The following is a 14,811-nucleotide window of genomic DNA, read 5'->3' on the forward strand; positions in this document are numbered from 1 at the left end:
ACTCGTGTCTCTGATCGCTTCTGACCACTTCCGCATCGTTGTCGGCCTCGGCAAGAGCGGCATGTCCCTGGTTCGCTTCCTGGCGAACCGGGGCACGTCGTTTGCTGTGGCCGATACGCGGGAAAATCCACCGGAACTGGCCACGCTCAAGCGTGACTATCCGCACGTGGAAGTGCGTTGTGGCGAGCTGGACGTCGAGTTCCTGTGCCGTGCCGACGAGCTCTACGTGAGCCCCGGCCTGGCGCTGGCGACCCCGGCCCTGCAGGCTGCCGCCGCCCGTGGCGTGAAATTGTCCGGTGACATCGAGCTGTTCGCGCGTAACGCGAAGGCGCCGATTGTCGCCATCAGCGGTTCCAATGCGAAAAGCACCGTCACCACTCTGGTTGGCGAGATGGCCGTCGCGGCGGGCAAGCGTGTGGCGGTCGGCGGCAACCTCGGTACGCCAGCGCTGGACCTGCTTGACGATGACATCGAGCTGTACGTGATGGAGCTGTCGAGCTTCCAGCTGGAAACCACCGATCAACTGAACGCCGAAGTGGCGACCGTGCTCAACGTCAGCGAAGACCACATGGACCGTTACAGCGGTCTGCCGGCCTATCACCTGGCCAAGCACCGGATTTTCCGTGGCGCCAGACAGTTTGTGGTCAACCGTCAGGACGCCCTGAGCCGTCCGCTGATGGGCGAGGGCCAGCCGTGCTGGACCTTCGGTTTGAGCAAACCTGATTTCAAGGCGTTCGGTATCCGCGAAGAAGACGGCGAGAAGTACCTGGCCTTCGAATTCCAGAACCTGATGCCGGTGCGCGAGTTGAAAATTCGTGGCGCCCACAACCAGTCCAACGCCCTGGCGGCATTGGCCCTGGGCCATGCCGTCGGTCTGCCATTCGACGCCATGCTCACGGCCCTGCGCAGCTTTGCCGGCCTCGAGCATCGCTGCCAGTGGGTGCGTGATCTGGACGGCGTCAGCTACTACAACGATTCCAAAGCCACCAACGTGGGGGCCGCGCTGGCGGCCATCGAAGGTTTGGGCGCGGACATCGACGGCAAGATCGTGCTGATCGCCGGTGGCGACGGCAAGGGTGCCGAGTTCAATGACCTGCGTGATCCGGTGGCTGCCAACTGCCGCGCTGTGATCCTGATGGGCCGTGACTCAGACAAGATCGGCCAGGCCATCGGCGATGCCGTGCCGCTGATTCGTGTCGGTTCGCTGGTCGAAGCCGTGGAGCAATGCCGCGCGGCAGCCCACCCCGGTGACGTGGTGCTGCTGTCACCGGCCTGCGCCAGTTTCGACATGTTCAAGAACTACGAAGACCGTGGTCATCAGTTCGTCCAAGCCGTGGAGGAACTGGCATGAGCCTGAGAAACATCATCAAGCCTTATCCGTCGCCGATCATCACCGGGCGCGGGGTCGACCTCGACTTCCCGATGCTCGCCGGTTGCCTGGCCTTGATCGGCCTGGGGCTGGTCATGATTGCATCGGCCTCGACCGAAGTTGCCGCAGTGCAATCGGGCAGTGCCCTGTATTACATGATTCGCCACCTTATCTACATTGTTCTGGGCCTGGGTGCCTGCGTCATCACCATGATGATCCCGATCGCCACCTGGCAACGCCTGGGCTGGCTGATGCTGCTGGGTGCATTCGGTTTGCTGGTGATGGTGATCATTCCCGGGATCGGCCGTGAAGTGAACGGTTCGATGCGCTGGATCGGTTTCAGCTTCTTCAACGTTCAGCCTTCCGAAATCGCCAAGGTGTTCGTGGTGATCTACCTCGCTGGCTATCTGGTGCGTCGCCAGAAAGAAGTGCGCGAAAGCTGGATGGGTTTCTTCAAGCCATTCATCGTGTTGCTGCCAATGGCCGGTCTGCTGCTGATGGAACCGGACTTCGGTGCAACCGTCGTGATGATGGGGGCGGCGGCGGCGATGCTGTTCCTGGGCGGGGTCGGGCTGTTCCGGTTTTCCTTGATGGTGGTCCTGGCCGTTGCGGCGGTGGTGCTGTTGATTCAAGTGCAGCCGTATCGAATGGCGCGTCTGACCAACTTTGCCGACCCGTGGGCCGACCAGTTTGGTGCCGGCTATCAGTTGTCCCAGGCATTGATCGCGTTTGGTCGCGGCGAATGGCTGGGCGTTGGCCTGGGCAACAGCGTACAGAAACAGTTCTACCTGCCAGAAGCCCACACCGACTTCGTGTTCTCGGTGCTGGCTGAAGAGCTGGGGGCCGTGGGCTCGTTGTGCACCGTGGCGCTGTTCGTCTTTGTCTGTATTCGTGGCATGTACATCGGTTATTGGGCCGAGAAGGCCAAGCAGTTCTTCGCTGCCTACATTGCTTACGGTCTGTCGTTCCTGTGGATTGGTCAGTTCCTGATCAACATCGGCGTGAACGTCGGCCTGCTGCCGACCAAAGGCCTGACCCTGCCGTTCCTCAGTTACGGCGGCAGTTCGTTGGTGATTTGCGGTGCCTGTCTCGGCTTGTTGCTGCGCATCGAGTGGGAGAGTCGAACCCACCTGGGCAGTGAGGAGATGGAGTTCCATGAAAGTGACTTCGCCGAGGAGCCACCCCATGGGCGCTAACGTATTGATCATGGCGGGCGGCACCGGGGGGCACGTTTTCCCGGCACTGGCCTGCGCTCGCGAATTCCAGGCCCGCGGTTACACCGTGCATTGGCTCGGGACGCCGCGCGGCATCGAGAACGACCTGGTGCCGATGGCCGGGATCGAACTGCACCGGATCAACGCCAGTGGCTTGCGCGGCAAGGGCAAATTGTCCCTGCTCAAGGCACCGTTCATGTTGCTTAAATCCGTCTGGCAGGCGCGGGCGATCATTCGTCAGCTGCGGCCAGTGTGTGTGGTCGGCTTCGGTGGTTACGTGACCGGCCCTGGTGGAGTTGCCGCCAAACTGGCCGGTGTGCCGGTGATCGTTCACGAACAGAACGCCGTGGCCGGTACCGCCAATCGGTTGCTGGTGCCGTTGGCCGCCCGAGTCTGTGAAGCGTTCCCCGACACCTTTACCCTGTCGGACAGCCGTCGGACCACCGGTAACCCGGTGCGCACCGAGCTGTTCCTCGAAACGGCGCGACCAGCCCTGGCCGGTCGCAAGGCGCGTTTGCTGATCCTGGGTGGAAGCCTGGGCGCAGAACCGTTGAACAAATTGCTGCCTGAAGCCTTGTCGCAAGTCGCCCCCGACCTGCGTCCGGAAGTGTTTCATCAGGCCGGTAAAAACCACGATGAAGTGACTGCAGAGCGCTATCGCGCGGCTGGCGTCGAGGCGCAAGTGCAGCCTTTCATCAAAGACATGGCCCAAGCCTATGGCTGGGCCGACCTGGTGGTGTGCCGCGCAGGCGCGCTGACCATCAGTGAACTGGCCGCCGCCGGTCTGCCCTCGATGCTGGTGCCTTTGCCCCACGCGATCGACGATCACCAGACCCGCAACGCCGATTATTTGGCCCGTGAAGGCGCTGCCTTCCTGATGCCGCAAAGAACGACTGGCGCAGCGGATCTTGCCGCTCGCCTGACAGAGGTCCTGATGCAACCACAACGACTCAACGATATGGCTAACGCGGCACGCCGCCTGGCCAAACCCGATGCCACCCGTAACGTGGTCGATACCTGCCTGGAGGTGGCTCATGGTTGAGAATCAGAAAGCCATGCCGCAACCGGAAATGCGCCGCATCCGTAAAATCCACTTCGTGGGCATCGGCGGAGTGGGCATGTGCGGGATCGCCGAAGTGTTGTTGAACCTGGGCTATGAAGTGTCCGGTTCCGACCTGAAAGCCTCGCCGGTTACCGAGCGCCTGGAATCTTTCGGCGCGCATATCTTTATCGGCCACCGCGCCGAAAACGCCGCGGCTGCCGATGTGCTGGTGGTGTCGAGTGCCGTCAACACCTCCAACCCGGAAGTCGCGACTGCGTTGGAACGCCGTATCCCGGTGGTGCCGCGCGCCGAGATGCTGGCCGAGCTGATGCGTTACCGCCACGGTATCGCCGTCGCCGGTACCCACGGCAAAACCACCACCACCAGCCTGATCGCTTCGGTGTTCGCGGCCGGTGGCCTGGACCCGACGTTCGTCATCGGTGGCCGCCTGAATGCCGCGGGCACCAATGCCCAGCTCGGCACCAGCCGTTACCTGATCGCCGAAGCCGACGAAAGCGACGCCAGTTTCCTGCACTTGCAGCCGCTGGTGGCCGTGGTCACCAACATCGACGCCGACCACATGGCGACCTACGACGGTGACTTCAACAAACTGAAGAAAACCTTCGTCGAGTTCCTCCACAACCTGCCGTTCTACGGTTTGGCCGTGGTGTGCCTGGACGATCCGGTGGTGCGTGAAATTCTCCCGCTGGTCAAGCGCCCGACTGTCACCTACGGCTTCGGCGATGACTGCGACGTGCGCGCGATCAATGTGCGTCAGCAGGGCATGCAGACCTTCTTCACCGTGCTGCGCCCTGAACGCGAGCCGCTGGATGTCTCGGTGAACATGCCGGGCAACCACAACGTATTGAACGCGCTGGCGACCATCTGCATCGCCTCTGACGAGGGCGTCAGCGATGAAGCCATCGTCCAGGGCCTGTCCGGGTTCCAGGGTGTCGGCCGACGCTTCCAGGTCTACGGCGAACTGCCGGTCGAAGGCGGCAACGTGATGCTGGTCGACGATTACGGTCACCACCCGACCGAAGTTGCCGCCGTGATCAAGGCCGTACGCGGTGGATGGCCGGAGCGCCGCCTGGTGATGGTTTACCAGCCGCACCGTTACAGCCGCACCCGCGACCTGTACGACGATTTCGTCAATGTACTGGCCGACGCCAACGTCCTGCTGCTGATGGAAGTGTATCCGGCCGGCGAAGAGCCGATCCCGGGCGCTGACAGCCGCAAGTTGTGCAACAGCATCCGTCAGCGCGGTCAGCTGGACCCGATCTACATCGAGCGCGGTGTCGACCTCGCGCCGCTGGTCAAGCCGCTGCTGCGTGCCGGCGACATCCTGTTGTGCCAGGGCGCCGGTGATATCGGCGGTCTCGCACCAAAACTGTTGAACAGTCCGTTGTTCGCGGGTGCCGTTGCTGCACCTGCCGTGGGGAAGTTGAAATGACTGCTGCTTACGCCAATCTCGTCTCCACCGTCGCGCCGAAAGACTTCGGCCGCGTCGCCGTGCTGTTCGGCGGCAAGAGTGCCGAGCGTGAGGTTTCGCTGAAGTCCGGTAACGCGGTCCTTACTGCACTGCAAAGTGCTGGTGTGGATGCGTTCGGCCTCGACGTCGGCGATGACCTGTTGCAGCGTTTGCTCAACGAAAAAATCGACCGCGCCTTCATCATTCTTCACGGTCGTGGCGGTGAAGACGGCAGCATGCAGGGCCTGCTCGAATGCCTGGGCATTCCGTACACCGGCAGCGGCATTCTGGCTTCGGCACTGGCCATGGACAAACTGCGCACCAAGCAGGTCTGGCACAGCCTGGGTATTCCGACGCCGCGCCATGCCGTGTTGAGCAGCGAGGCCGATTGTATTTCGGCAGCGACGGAACTGGGCTTCCCTTTGATCGTCAAACCGGCGCATGAAGGTTCAAGTATCGGTATGGCCAAAGTGAGTTCTGCGTCCGAGTTGATCGACGCCTGGAAAGCGGCCAGTACCTACGATTCGCAAGTGTTGGTCGAGCAATGGATTCACGGTCCGGAGTTCACCATCGCCACCCTGCGTGACCAGGTGTTGCCTCCGATTGCCCTGGGCACGACGCACAGCTTCTACGACTACGACGCCAAGTACATCGCCAACGATACCCAGTACCGCATTCCATGCGGGCTCGACAGTACCAAGGAAAAGGAACTCATGGACCTCACGGCGAAAGCCTGCGAGGCGCTGGGTATCGCCGGTTGGGGCAGGGCAGACGTGATGCAGGACGCTGACGGGCAGTTCTGGTTCCTGGAAGTGAACACCGCGCCGGGCATGACCGATCACAGCCTGGTGCCGATGGCGGCCCGTGCCGCCGGTCTGGATTTCCAGCAACTGGTTCTGGCGATTTTGGCCGCCAGCATTGCCGGCAATAACGAGCCGCGAGGGTAAGACCATGCAAGGCGCGCAGCTAAGACATCAGCCACCCCCAGCACCCGGCCGCAAGCCGGTGCCACGGGGTGCCAGCCGAATGGTGGCCAAAGAGCCGATGTCGATGCGCCTGCCGAAAGCCAATTTTGGTTTTCTCAAAGCGTTGTTCTGGCCAGTGCTGTTGGTTGCACTGGGGTTTGGCACTTACGAAGGCGCACAGCGTTTGCTGCCGTACGCCGACCGGCCGATCACCAAGATCAACGTGCAGGGTGATTTGAGTTACATCAGCCAGCAAGCCGTGCAGCAGCGGATCGCCCCGTACGTGGCGTCGAGCTTCTTCACCATCGACCTGGAAAGCATGCGCACCGAGCTTGAGACGATGCCATGGATTGCCCACGCCGAAGTGCGTCGGGTGTGGCCGGATCAGGTGGTGATCCGCCTGGAAGAACAACTGCCGGTGGCCCGTTGGGGCGATGAGTCGCTGTTGAACAACCAGGGCCAGGCGTTCACCCCGCGTGAACTGGCGAACTACGAACATTTGCCGCAGCTGTTCGGCCCACAACGGGCTCAACAGCAGGTCATGCAGCAATACCAGGTGCTGAGCCAGATGCTCAGGCCGCTGGGCTTCTCGATTGCACGCCTGGAGTTGCGTGAACGCGGCAGCTGGTTCCTGACCACCGGCGCCGGCAGTGCCGGCCCGGGGATCGAACTGCTGCTGGGGCGCGGCAACCTGGTGGAGAAGATGCGCCGTTTCATTGCCATCTATGACAAGACGCTCAAAGAACAGATTACGAACATTGCGCGCATCGATCTGCGCTACGCCAACGGCCTCGCTGTTGGCTGGCGGGAACCTGTAGCGCCCACGACAGCCCAACCCGCTGTCGCGAAGAATTAAGAAGAGGCAGGACCCATGGCAAACGTGCAAAGCGGCAAAATGATCGTCGGTCTCGATATCGGCACCTCCAAGGTGGTGGCGCTGGTCGGCGAGGTTTCGGACGACGGCACGCTGGAAATCGTCGGGATCGGTACTCATCCGTCCCGTGGCCTGAAGAAAGGCGTGGTGGTGAACATCGAGTCCACCGTGCAGTCGATCCAGCGCGCCATCGAAGAAGCGCAGCTGATGGCCGGTTGCCGCATTCACTCGGCGTTTGTCGGCGTGGCCGGCAATCACATCCGCAGCCTGAACTCCCACGGCATCGTGGCGATTCGTGATCGCGAAGTCAGCTCGGCCGACCTTGAGCGCGTTCTCGACGCTGCCCAGGCTGTGGCGATCCCGGCTGACCAGCGCGTGCTGCACACCCTGCCGCAGGATTACGTGATCGATAACCAGGAAGGCGTTCGCGAGCCACTGGGCATGTCAGGCGTGCGTCTGGAAGCCAAGGTCCATGTGGTCACCTGCGCCGTCAACGCCGCACAGAACATTGAAAAATGCGTGCGTCGCTGCGGTCTGGAAATCGACGACATCATTCTTGAGCAACTGGCCTCGGCCTACTCGGTGCTGACCGACGACGAGAAAGAGCTGGGTGTTTGCCTGGTGGACATCGGCGGCGGCACCACCGACATCGCCATCTTCACCGAAGGCGCAATCCGCCACACTGCGGTGATCCCGATTGCGGGTGATCAGGTGACCAACGACATCGCCATGGCGTTGCGCACCCCGACCCAGTACGCCGAAGAAATCAAGATTCGCTACGCCTGCGCCCTGGCCAAGCTGGCCGGTGCCGGTGAAACCATCAAGGTCCCAAGCGTTGGCGACCGTCCTCCACGCGAGCTGTCCCGTCAGGCCCTGGCCGAAGTGGTCGAGCCGCGTTACGACGAGCTGTTCACGCTGATCCAGGCTGAACTGCGTCGCAGCGGCTACGAAGACCTGATCCCGGCCGGCATCGTGCTGACCGGCGGTACGTCGAAGATGGAAGGCGCCACCGAGCTGGCTGAAGAGATTTTCCACATGCCGGTCCGCCTGGGCGTGCCGCATGGCGTCAAGGGCCTGGACGACGTGGTCCGCAACCCGATTTATTCCACCGGCGTTGGCCTGTTGATGTACGGCCTGCAAAAGCAGTCCGACGGGATTTCGTTCTCGGGCATCAGCAGCCGTGACAGCTACAGCAATGAAGAACCGAAAGCCGCCTTGCTCGATCGCATCAAGAGCTGGGTACAAGGCAACTTCTAAAGATTTATCGCAGCACCGTTGTAGATACAGGCAGTAGGCGAAAAAACTAGAGAACGTAAAGGAGAGGGAAAATGTTCGAACTCGTAGACAACATCCCCGCAAGCCCGGTTATTAAAGTTATCGGTGTTGGCGGAGGCGGCGGCAACGCTGTCAACCACATGGTCAAGAGCAACATTGAAGGCGTTGAATTCATCTGCGCCAACACTGATGCCCAGGCGCTGAAATCCATCGGCGCGCGGACCATCCTGCAACTGGGTACCGGTGTGACCAAAGGTCTGGGCGCCGGCGCCAACCCTGAAGTAGGTCGTCAGGCCGCTCTCGAAGACCGTGAGCGCATTGCCGAAGTCCTGCAGGGCACCAACATGGTGTTCATCACCACTGGCATGGGCGGCGGTACCGGTACCGGTGCGGCGCCAATCATTGCCGAAGTGGCCAAGGAAATGGGGATCCTCACCGTTGCGGTGGTGACTCGTCCGTTCCCGTTCGAAGGCCGCAAGCGCATGCAGATCGCGGACGAAGGCATCCGTCTGCTGTCCGAAAGCGTCGACTCGTTGATCACCATTCCCAACGAGAAACTGCTGACCATCCTTGGCAAGGACGCAAGCCTGCTGTCCGCATTCGCCAAGGCTGACGATGTACTGGCCGGTGCCGTTCGCGGTATCTCCGACATCATTAAGCGTCCGGGTATGATCAACGTCGACTTCGCCGACGTCCGAACCGTGATGAGCGAAATGGGCATGGCGATGATGGGCACTGGCTGCGCCAGCGGTCCGAACCGTGCACGCGAGGCCACCGAAGCGGCCATTCGCAACCCGTTGCTCGAAGACGTGAACCTGCAAGGTGCACGCGGCATCCTGGTGAACATCACCGCCGGTCCTGACCTGTCCCTGGGTGAGTACTCCGACGTGGGTAGCATCATCGAAGCCTTCGCTTCCGAGCACGCCATGGTCAAGGTCGGTACCGTTATCGATCCGGACATGCGCGACGAACTGCACGTGACTGTGGTTGCTACCGGTCTGGGCGCGAAAATCGAGAAGCCTGTGAAGGTCATCGACAACACCGTTCACACCTCGATGGCCTCCCAGCCGCAACAATCGGCGCCCGCTCGTCAGGAACAGCCTGCGGTGAACTACCGTGACCTGGACCGTCCGACCGTCATGCGCAACCAGGCTCAGGCCGGTGCTGCGACTGCCGCGAAGATGAATCCGCAAGATGATCTGGACTACCTGGACATCCCGGCTTTCCTGCGTCGTCAGGCTGATTGATGGAATGTATCAGGGCTATGAAGTTGATTGGTGTTCAGCAAAGGTCTGGTCTGCTATCATCGCCAGCCTTTGTTGATACCAGTTCGCAATTTGCGCTGAAGCGGCCCAAGCCATGATTAAACAACGCACACTGAAAAATATTATCCGTGCCACAGGTGTAGGCCTGCACTCCGGGGAGAAGGTATACCTGACCCTCAAGCCCGCGCCTATCGACACCGGCATCGTGTTTTGTCGTGCTGACCTCGATCCTGTGGTGCAGATTCCTGCTCGCGCAGAAAACGTTGGCGAAACCACTATGTCGACCACACTGGTTAACGGTGACGTCAAAGTGGACACGGTGGAGCACTTGCTCTCGGCCATGGCTGGCCTGGGCATCGATAACGCCTACGTCGAGCTCTCCGCGTCCGAAGTACCGATCATGGATGGTAGCGCTGGACCTTTCGTATTCCTGATTCAGTCGGCCGGCCTGGAAGAACAGGACGCAGCCAAGAAGTTCATCCGGATCCTGCGGGAAGTGACAGTGGAAGATGGCGACAAGCGCGCCACTTTCGTCCCTTTCGAAGGTTTCAAGGTGAGCTTCGAGATCGATTTCGATCACCCGGTTTTCCGTGACCGCACACAAAGTGCAAGCGTGGATTTTTCCAGCACTTCGTTCGTAAAAGAAGTCAGCCGCGCCCGTACCTTTGGTTTCATGAGTGATATCGAGTACCTGCGCAAGCACAACCTCGCACTCGGCGGCAGTGTTGAAAACGCTATTGTGGTCGACGCGGATGGCGTACTGAACGAAGACGGTCTTCGCTATGAAGACGAATTCGTGAAGCACAAGATCCTCGATGCAATTGGTGACCTCTACCTGCTGGGCAATAGCCTGATTGGTGAGTTCAAGGGCTTCAAGTCCGGACATGCATTGAACAACCAGCTGCTGCGCAAGTTGATTGAGCAGACAGATGCTTGGGAAGTCGTGACTTTCGAAGACGCCAGCACTGCACCGATCTCTTACATGCGTCCCGTCGCGGCCGTGTAAGCAAAAAACCTCTCTAGTTTTTAAAGGCTGCCTTCGGGTGGCCTTTTTTTATGCCCCTGGGAAAGTCGTGCGATGTTCGTTCCGGCCTCATCGCGGGCAAGCCCGGCTCCCACAGGTTATTTGGAGAGCCACAGATTTAGCTCCGACGCATTACTTGGGAGCCGGGCTTGCCCGCGATGAGGCCCTGCGCTGCAACGCAGGACTCACTGCGCAGTCACCACCCGATTGCGCCCACCTTCCTTGGCCTGATACAGCGCTTTGTCCGCCATAAACAGCAACTGCTCCAGACTGATTTCCTTTTCCGTCGTCCAGGTACTGATCCCGATACTGACAGTGATCGGTGTTTCCGCCCCCGCCACCAATGGCATCTGCTCCACTGCCACGCGGATTTTTTCGGCAATCTGCCGGGCCCCTGCGTTGTCCGTTTCCGCCAGGATCACCGAGAACTCCTCACCGCCATACCGCGCCACCAGGTCCCCGGGCCGCCGTACATTGGTGCAGATCACCTTGGCCACGGCCCGCAACGCATCATCGCCACCCTGATGGCCATGGCGATCGTTGAACGCCTTGAAGTGGTCTGCATCAACCATCAGCACCGACAGCGGCTTACCCGAGCGTTGAGCACGAAACCACTCATGGCGCAGGGTCTGATCCAGGGTTCGGCGGTTGGCGACACCGGTCAGGGCATCGGTGGCGGCCAAAAGTGCCAACTCCTGTTCGGCGTGATGGCGCAGGCGTAGCTCGCGGCACAGCAACCAGGTCAGCCAGAGCAGGCCGATGCACAGCACGCCGGTGGCACCGCTGATGACAATCGCGGTGCGCTTCCAGGTGGCGAACACTTCGTTGCCGGAGAGCGCGACGATGACCGTCAACGGCAGGTTGCCGACCCTGGAAAAGGTGTACAGGCGTTGTAGATGATCGACGCTCGACACGCTGTCGAAGCTGCCCGCGCCCTCACGCAGGATGCGCATGACATTGGGCCTGCCGGCGAAGTTCTTGCCGATGGGGTCGTTGATCAGATGAGGTTTTTGTGCGAGCAGAATGCCGTCGTCATTGATGATGCTCAGGGTGCTGTCGTTGCCGATGTCCAGGCTGTTGAATAATTGTTCGAAGTACGCGAGGCGCATCGATGCCACGGCGACGCCGAGAAACTCGCCAGTGGACGAGGAGATGCGTCGACTGAAGCTGATCCGCCATTCCTCGCTGTCGTCGCAGTCGCAGCGGGGCTTGAATGGCCGGCTGATGAACATGCCGGTGTCACTGTTAAACGCATGGGCGAGGAAATAGTCGCGGTCCGCAAAGTTGCCGGGCTTGGGATCGATCAGCGATGAGTCGGCGAGGACGTCCCCGTGCTTGTCCAACAACAAAATATCGCCCTTGAAGCGCGCGGTGGTGGAGCGATCGAACAGCACCAGATGGCGAATCTGCGGCGAAACCTGTTTCAGGTCTTCGCGCTGCGACGCGGCAATCAGGCCTTGCAGGGTCAAGTCGTAGAGCTCGACGGTGCGCAGCACGTCTGTGTCGATCAACTGCGCAATGGTGGTCGCGCCGCGGGTCGCGGCCTGCTGGGCGTTGGCGTGTTCGCGGATCAGCAGAAACGCGACGATGCTGAGAATCGCGATCACCGTCAGCAGGCTGCCAAGCATCACCATGAGCTCAGGTCGTCCGGTCTTGCCTGATAGGTGTTGGGGGGGGCTCACTGGCATGGGGCGTTTGTCTGCTTGAAGAGCATAAAAAAGGCCAGCAAAACGCGCTGGCCTTTACTTATTCAAGCTTAGAAGACATTGAGCGGGAACGCACTTGCGCCAATCCCCAATGAAAAAAAGCCGCTGATAGCAGCGGCTTTGAAGACAACTTTTCAAAGGGAAGAGCCGATGAAAAGTGTCGAGGGAAACAGGTGTTCGATGAGTCAGCTGTCTTTCTCAACCCGTTGCTGGGTGGCGGAAGTGGACGCTTGAGGGGTTTGCGCGGCGTCTTGAGCCTTGGCCGTCATTTCGCTCTGATCGTAGGCGGCGGCGCGTGCAGCATTTTGCGCGACGAACGTCTGCGACTCTTCCGCGATTGCGAACGGAGACAGAAACAATGAGGACAAAACGAAAGCGCTGGCAATACCCGTAATGTTGGACATCTTTTAAACCTTCTTGCTTGGCAAGTGCTGTTTGGTGCGGGCAAAGATAAGGATCTTGGCCGATGGGAAACAGAGCCAATCGAAGAAAGGACTGTTGCGCCAGAAGCAACAGTTTGCCAGTGATCATTCCCAAGCTCTGCGTGGGAATGATCATGGGTGGGGTCAGACGGGGAGGTGAATACCGAAGGTATTCATGCCGTGGTCGCTGCGCACAAACACATCGCCGCCATGCATCAGCGCAATCGCCTTGACGATCGCCAGCCCCAATCCGTGATTGTTGCCACTGTTGCTGCGCGACGCATCCACCCGATAAAACCGTTCAAACAACCGTGGCAGATGCTCACTGGCAATCGGCGATCCAGGGTTGGCCACACCAATGCTCACTTGATGTTCCTCAACCTCGATCCGTACCTGAATCACTTGCCCGGGCTCAGTGTGCTGCACCGCGTTGCTCAGTAAATTGATCAACGCCCGGCGCAGATGCGCGATCTCGATCCGCACCTGCGCATCGCCGCTGACCTGCACCTGAACCTGTGCATCCTCAAGAATGAAATCCAGATACTCCAGCGTTGTCGCCACTTCAACGGCGAGGGAAGTGGACGTCAGTTTGGTGGCCTTGCTGCCCTGGTCCGCGCTGGCGAGAAACAGCATGTCGTTGATGATCGAGCGCAGCCGTTCCAGTTCTTCGAGGTTCGATTGCAGCACTTCAAAATAGTGTTCGGCCGAGCGCCCGCGCGTCAGCGCGACCTGGGTCTGGCCGATCAGGTTGGTCAGCGGCGAGCGCAATTCATGGGCGACGTCGGCGTTGAACGACTCCAGCCGCGAATAGGCCTGCTCAACCCGCTCCAGTGTGGAGTTGAACGAGTTGACGAATTGATTCAACTCCGGCGGCAGCGACGACAGGCGCAAGCGTCCGGAACGCAGCGGCGGCGCCAGGCGCTGGGCTTCCTGGGACAGTTTGATCAAGGGTTTAAGGCCGATGCGCGCCACCCAGTACCCTAACGCGGACGCCAGCAACACGCCGACAATCGCCAGGCTGATCAGCGCGATCAGCAGGTGATGCTGAGTCTCGAAAAATGTTTCGGTGTCGATGCCGATCATGAAGCGCAGCGGTGGGCGTTGATCCTTGGCCGGGAACTGGCTCACCAGCACTTTCAGCGGATAAGGATGATCCGGCAACTGCAAGTCGCGCATGCCCAGCGGCCCTTCGGCGAAGGCGCGAATCTGCGGCGTCGGGTTGCCATATTCGTACGTCGGATCGCCGCTGATAATCCAGAAACTGATGCGCTTGTCTTCCTCGCCAAGCAGCTTGAGCTTGTTGTTGATCTTCACCCAATGCTCGGGCGTGCCGTAACGGCCAACCGTGGATTCGAGCACGCTGTAGCGCGCATCCAGCTCGGCTTCGGGCAACAGACCCAGGCCCTTGTCGACCTGCTGATACAACGCCCAGCCGATCAACAAAAACACCAACAGCGCCACCAACGTGAACATCCCGCTCAGGCGCAGTGCGATGGAGTTACTGGACACCACGGCTCTCCAGCACATAACCCATGCCACGAATCGTGTGCAGCAGCTTCTCGTCGAACGGCCCGTCGAGCTTGGCCCGCAGACGCTTGATCGCGACCTCGACGACGTTGGCGTCGCTGTCGAAATTGATGTCCCAGACCATCTCGGCAATCGCCGTTTTCGAGAGGATTTCGCCTTGCCGACGAGCCAGCACACTCAGCAGCGAGAACTCTTTGGCGGTCAGGTCCAGGCGTGTGCCGGCGCGGGTCGCTTTGCGGCTGATCAAATCTATCCACAGGTCAGCGATACTCACTTGTACCGGTTCGTGACCGCCGCTGCGCCGGGTCAGCGCTTGCAGGCGCGCCACCAGTTCAAGGAAGGAAAACGGCTTGCCGAGGTAATCGTCAGCGCCGTCGCGCAAGCCTTTGATGCGATCTTCGACGCGCTCGCGGGCGGTGAGCATGATCACCGGAGTTTGCTTGCGCGCACGCAAGGCGCGCAGCACGCCGAAGCCGTCGAGGCCCGGCAGCATGACGTCGAGGACGATCACCGCGTAGTCACTTTCCAGCGCGAGGTGCAGGCCTTCAACGCCGTCCCGCGCCACATCCACGGTGTACCCCTGTTCCGTCAGGCCGCGGTGCAAATAGTCCGCGGTTTTTTCTTCGTCTTCGATAATCAGAACGCGCATGACCCCGC

Annotated in this window: 13 protein-coding genes; 9 read left to right on the forward strand and 4 right to left on the reverse strand. The window is 60.5% G+C overall.

Annotated elements, in window-relative coordinates:
- Positions 1–4: 4 nt before the first annotated feature.
- The 9 genes from murD to lpxC all read left to right on the forward strand — a co-directional run bounded on the left by murD (position 5) and on the right by lpxC (position 10,481).
- Entirely contained in the window at positions 5–1,351 is a 1,347-nt protein-coding gene (murD, locus tag AB4N43_RS22110) for a UDP-N-acetylmuramoyl-L-alanine--D-glutamate ligase (protein ID WP_027922689.1), read from the forward strand.
- Positions 1,348–2,565, forward strand: coding sequence for a putative lipid II flippase FtsW (gene ftsW, locus AB4N43_RS22115; RefSeq protein WP_027922690.1), 1,218 nt, complete (start codon positions 1,348–1,350; stop codon positions 2,563–2,565). The genes murD and ftsW overlap by 4 nt, the downstream gene beginning before the upstream one ends.
- The gene (gene murG, locus AB4N43_RS22120) at positions 2,555–3,625 is read left to right on the forward strand and encodes an undecaprenyldiphospho-muramoylpentapeptide beta-N-acetylglucosaminyltransferase (protein WP_027922691.1); all 1,071 of its coding nucleotides are present in this window, start codon (positions 2,555–2,557) and stop codon (positions 3,623–3,625) included. The genes ftsW and murG overlap by 11 nt, the downstream gene beginning before the upstream one ends.
- Positions 3,618–5,078: a UDP-N-acetylmuramate--L-alanine ligase gene (murC, locus tag AB4N43_RS22125; RefSeq protein ID WP_027922692.1), complete on the forward strand. Its 1,461-nt coding sequence runs from the start codon at positions 3,618–3,620 to the stop codon at positions 5,076–5,078. Before murG ends, murC begins: the two co-directional genes overlap by 8 nt.
- Positions 5,075–6,043: a D-alanine--D-alanine ligase gene (locus AB4N43_RS22130; RefSeq protein ID WP_059182182.1), complete on the forward strand. Its 969-nt coding sequence runs from the start codon at positions 5,075–5,077 to the stop codon at positions 6,041–6,043. The genes murC and AB4N43_RS22130 overlap by 4 nt, the downstream gene beginning before the upstream one ends.
- Positions 6,044–6,047: 4 nt before the next feature.
- On the forward strand, positions 6,048–6,917 hold the full coding sequence (locus AB4N43_RS22135) for a cell division protein FtsQ/DivIB (RefSeq protein WP_027922694.1): 870 nt from the start codon (positions 6,048–6,050) through the stop codon (positions 6,915–6,917).
- Positions 6,918–6,932: 15 nt separating this feature from the next.
- The gene (ftsA, locus tag AB4N43_RS22140; protein ID WP_027922695.1) at positions 6,933–8,192 is read left to right on the forward strand and encodes a cell division protein FtsA; all 1,260 of its coding nucleotides are present in this window, start codon (positions 6,933–6,935) and stop codon (positions 8,190–8,192) included.
- 71 nt (positions 8,193–8,263) lie between these two features.
- Positions 8,264–9,457 (forward strand): cell division protein FtsZ, encoded by a 1,194-nt coding sequence (gene ftsZ, locus AB4N43_RS22145; protein WP_007943486.1) that lies wholly within the window; start codon positions 8,264–8,266, stop codon positions 9,455–9,457.
- A 112-nt stretch (positions 9,458–9,569) separates the two neighbouring features.
- Entirely contained in the window at positions 9,570–10,481 is a 912-nt protein-coding gene (lpxC, locus tag AB4N43_RS22150; protein ID WP_008060300.1) for a UDP-3-O-acyl-N-acetylglucosamine deacetylase, read from the forward strand.
- Between the two features lie 203 nt (positions 10,482–10,684).
- Here the strand turns inward: lpxC and AB4N43_RS22155 are convergent, their stop codons facing one another.
- From AB4N43_RS22155 to AB4N43_RS22170, 4 genes are all read right to left on the reverse strand, one after another.
- Positions 10,685–12,133 carry a sensor domain-containing diguanylate cyclase gene (locus tag AB4N43_RS22155; protein WP_460151944.1) on the reverse strand — a complete coding sequence of 483 codons (1,449 nt, stop codon included), beginning with the start codon at positions 12,131–12,133 and terminating at the stop codon, positions 10,685–10,687.
- 257 nt (positions 12,134–12,390) lie between these two features.
- A complete protein-coding gene (locus tag AB4N43_RS22160; protein WP_059182184.1) occupies positions 12,391–12,609 on the reverse strand; it encodes a hypothetical protein in 219 nt (72 codons plus the stop codon).
- Between the two features lie 162 nt (positions 12,610–12,771).
- Positions 12,772–14,136: a heavy metal sensor histidine kinase gene (locus tag AB4N43_RS22165; RefSeq protein WP_194940611.1), complete on the reverse strand. Its 1,365-nt coding sequence runs from the start codon at positions 14,134–14,136 to the stop codon at positions 12,772–12,774.
- The gene (locus tag AB4N43_RS22170) at positions 14,126–14,803 is read right to left on the reverse strand and encodes a heavy metal response regulator transcription factor (protein ID WP_007943491.1); all 678 of its coding nucleotides are present in this window, start codon (positions 14,801–14,803) and stop codon (positions 14,126–14,128) included. The genes AB4N43_RS22165 and AB4N43_RS22170 overlap by 11 nt, the downstream gene beginning before the upstream one ends.
- Positions 14,804–14,811: the final 8 nt, after the last annotated feature.

This window comes from Pseudomonas sp. S2_B07, assembly GCF_054668435.1.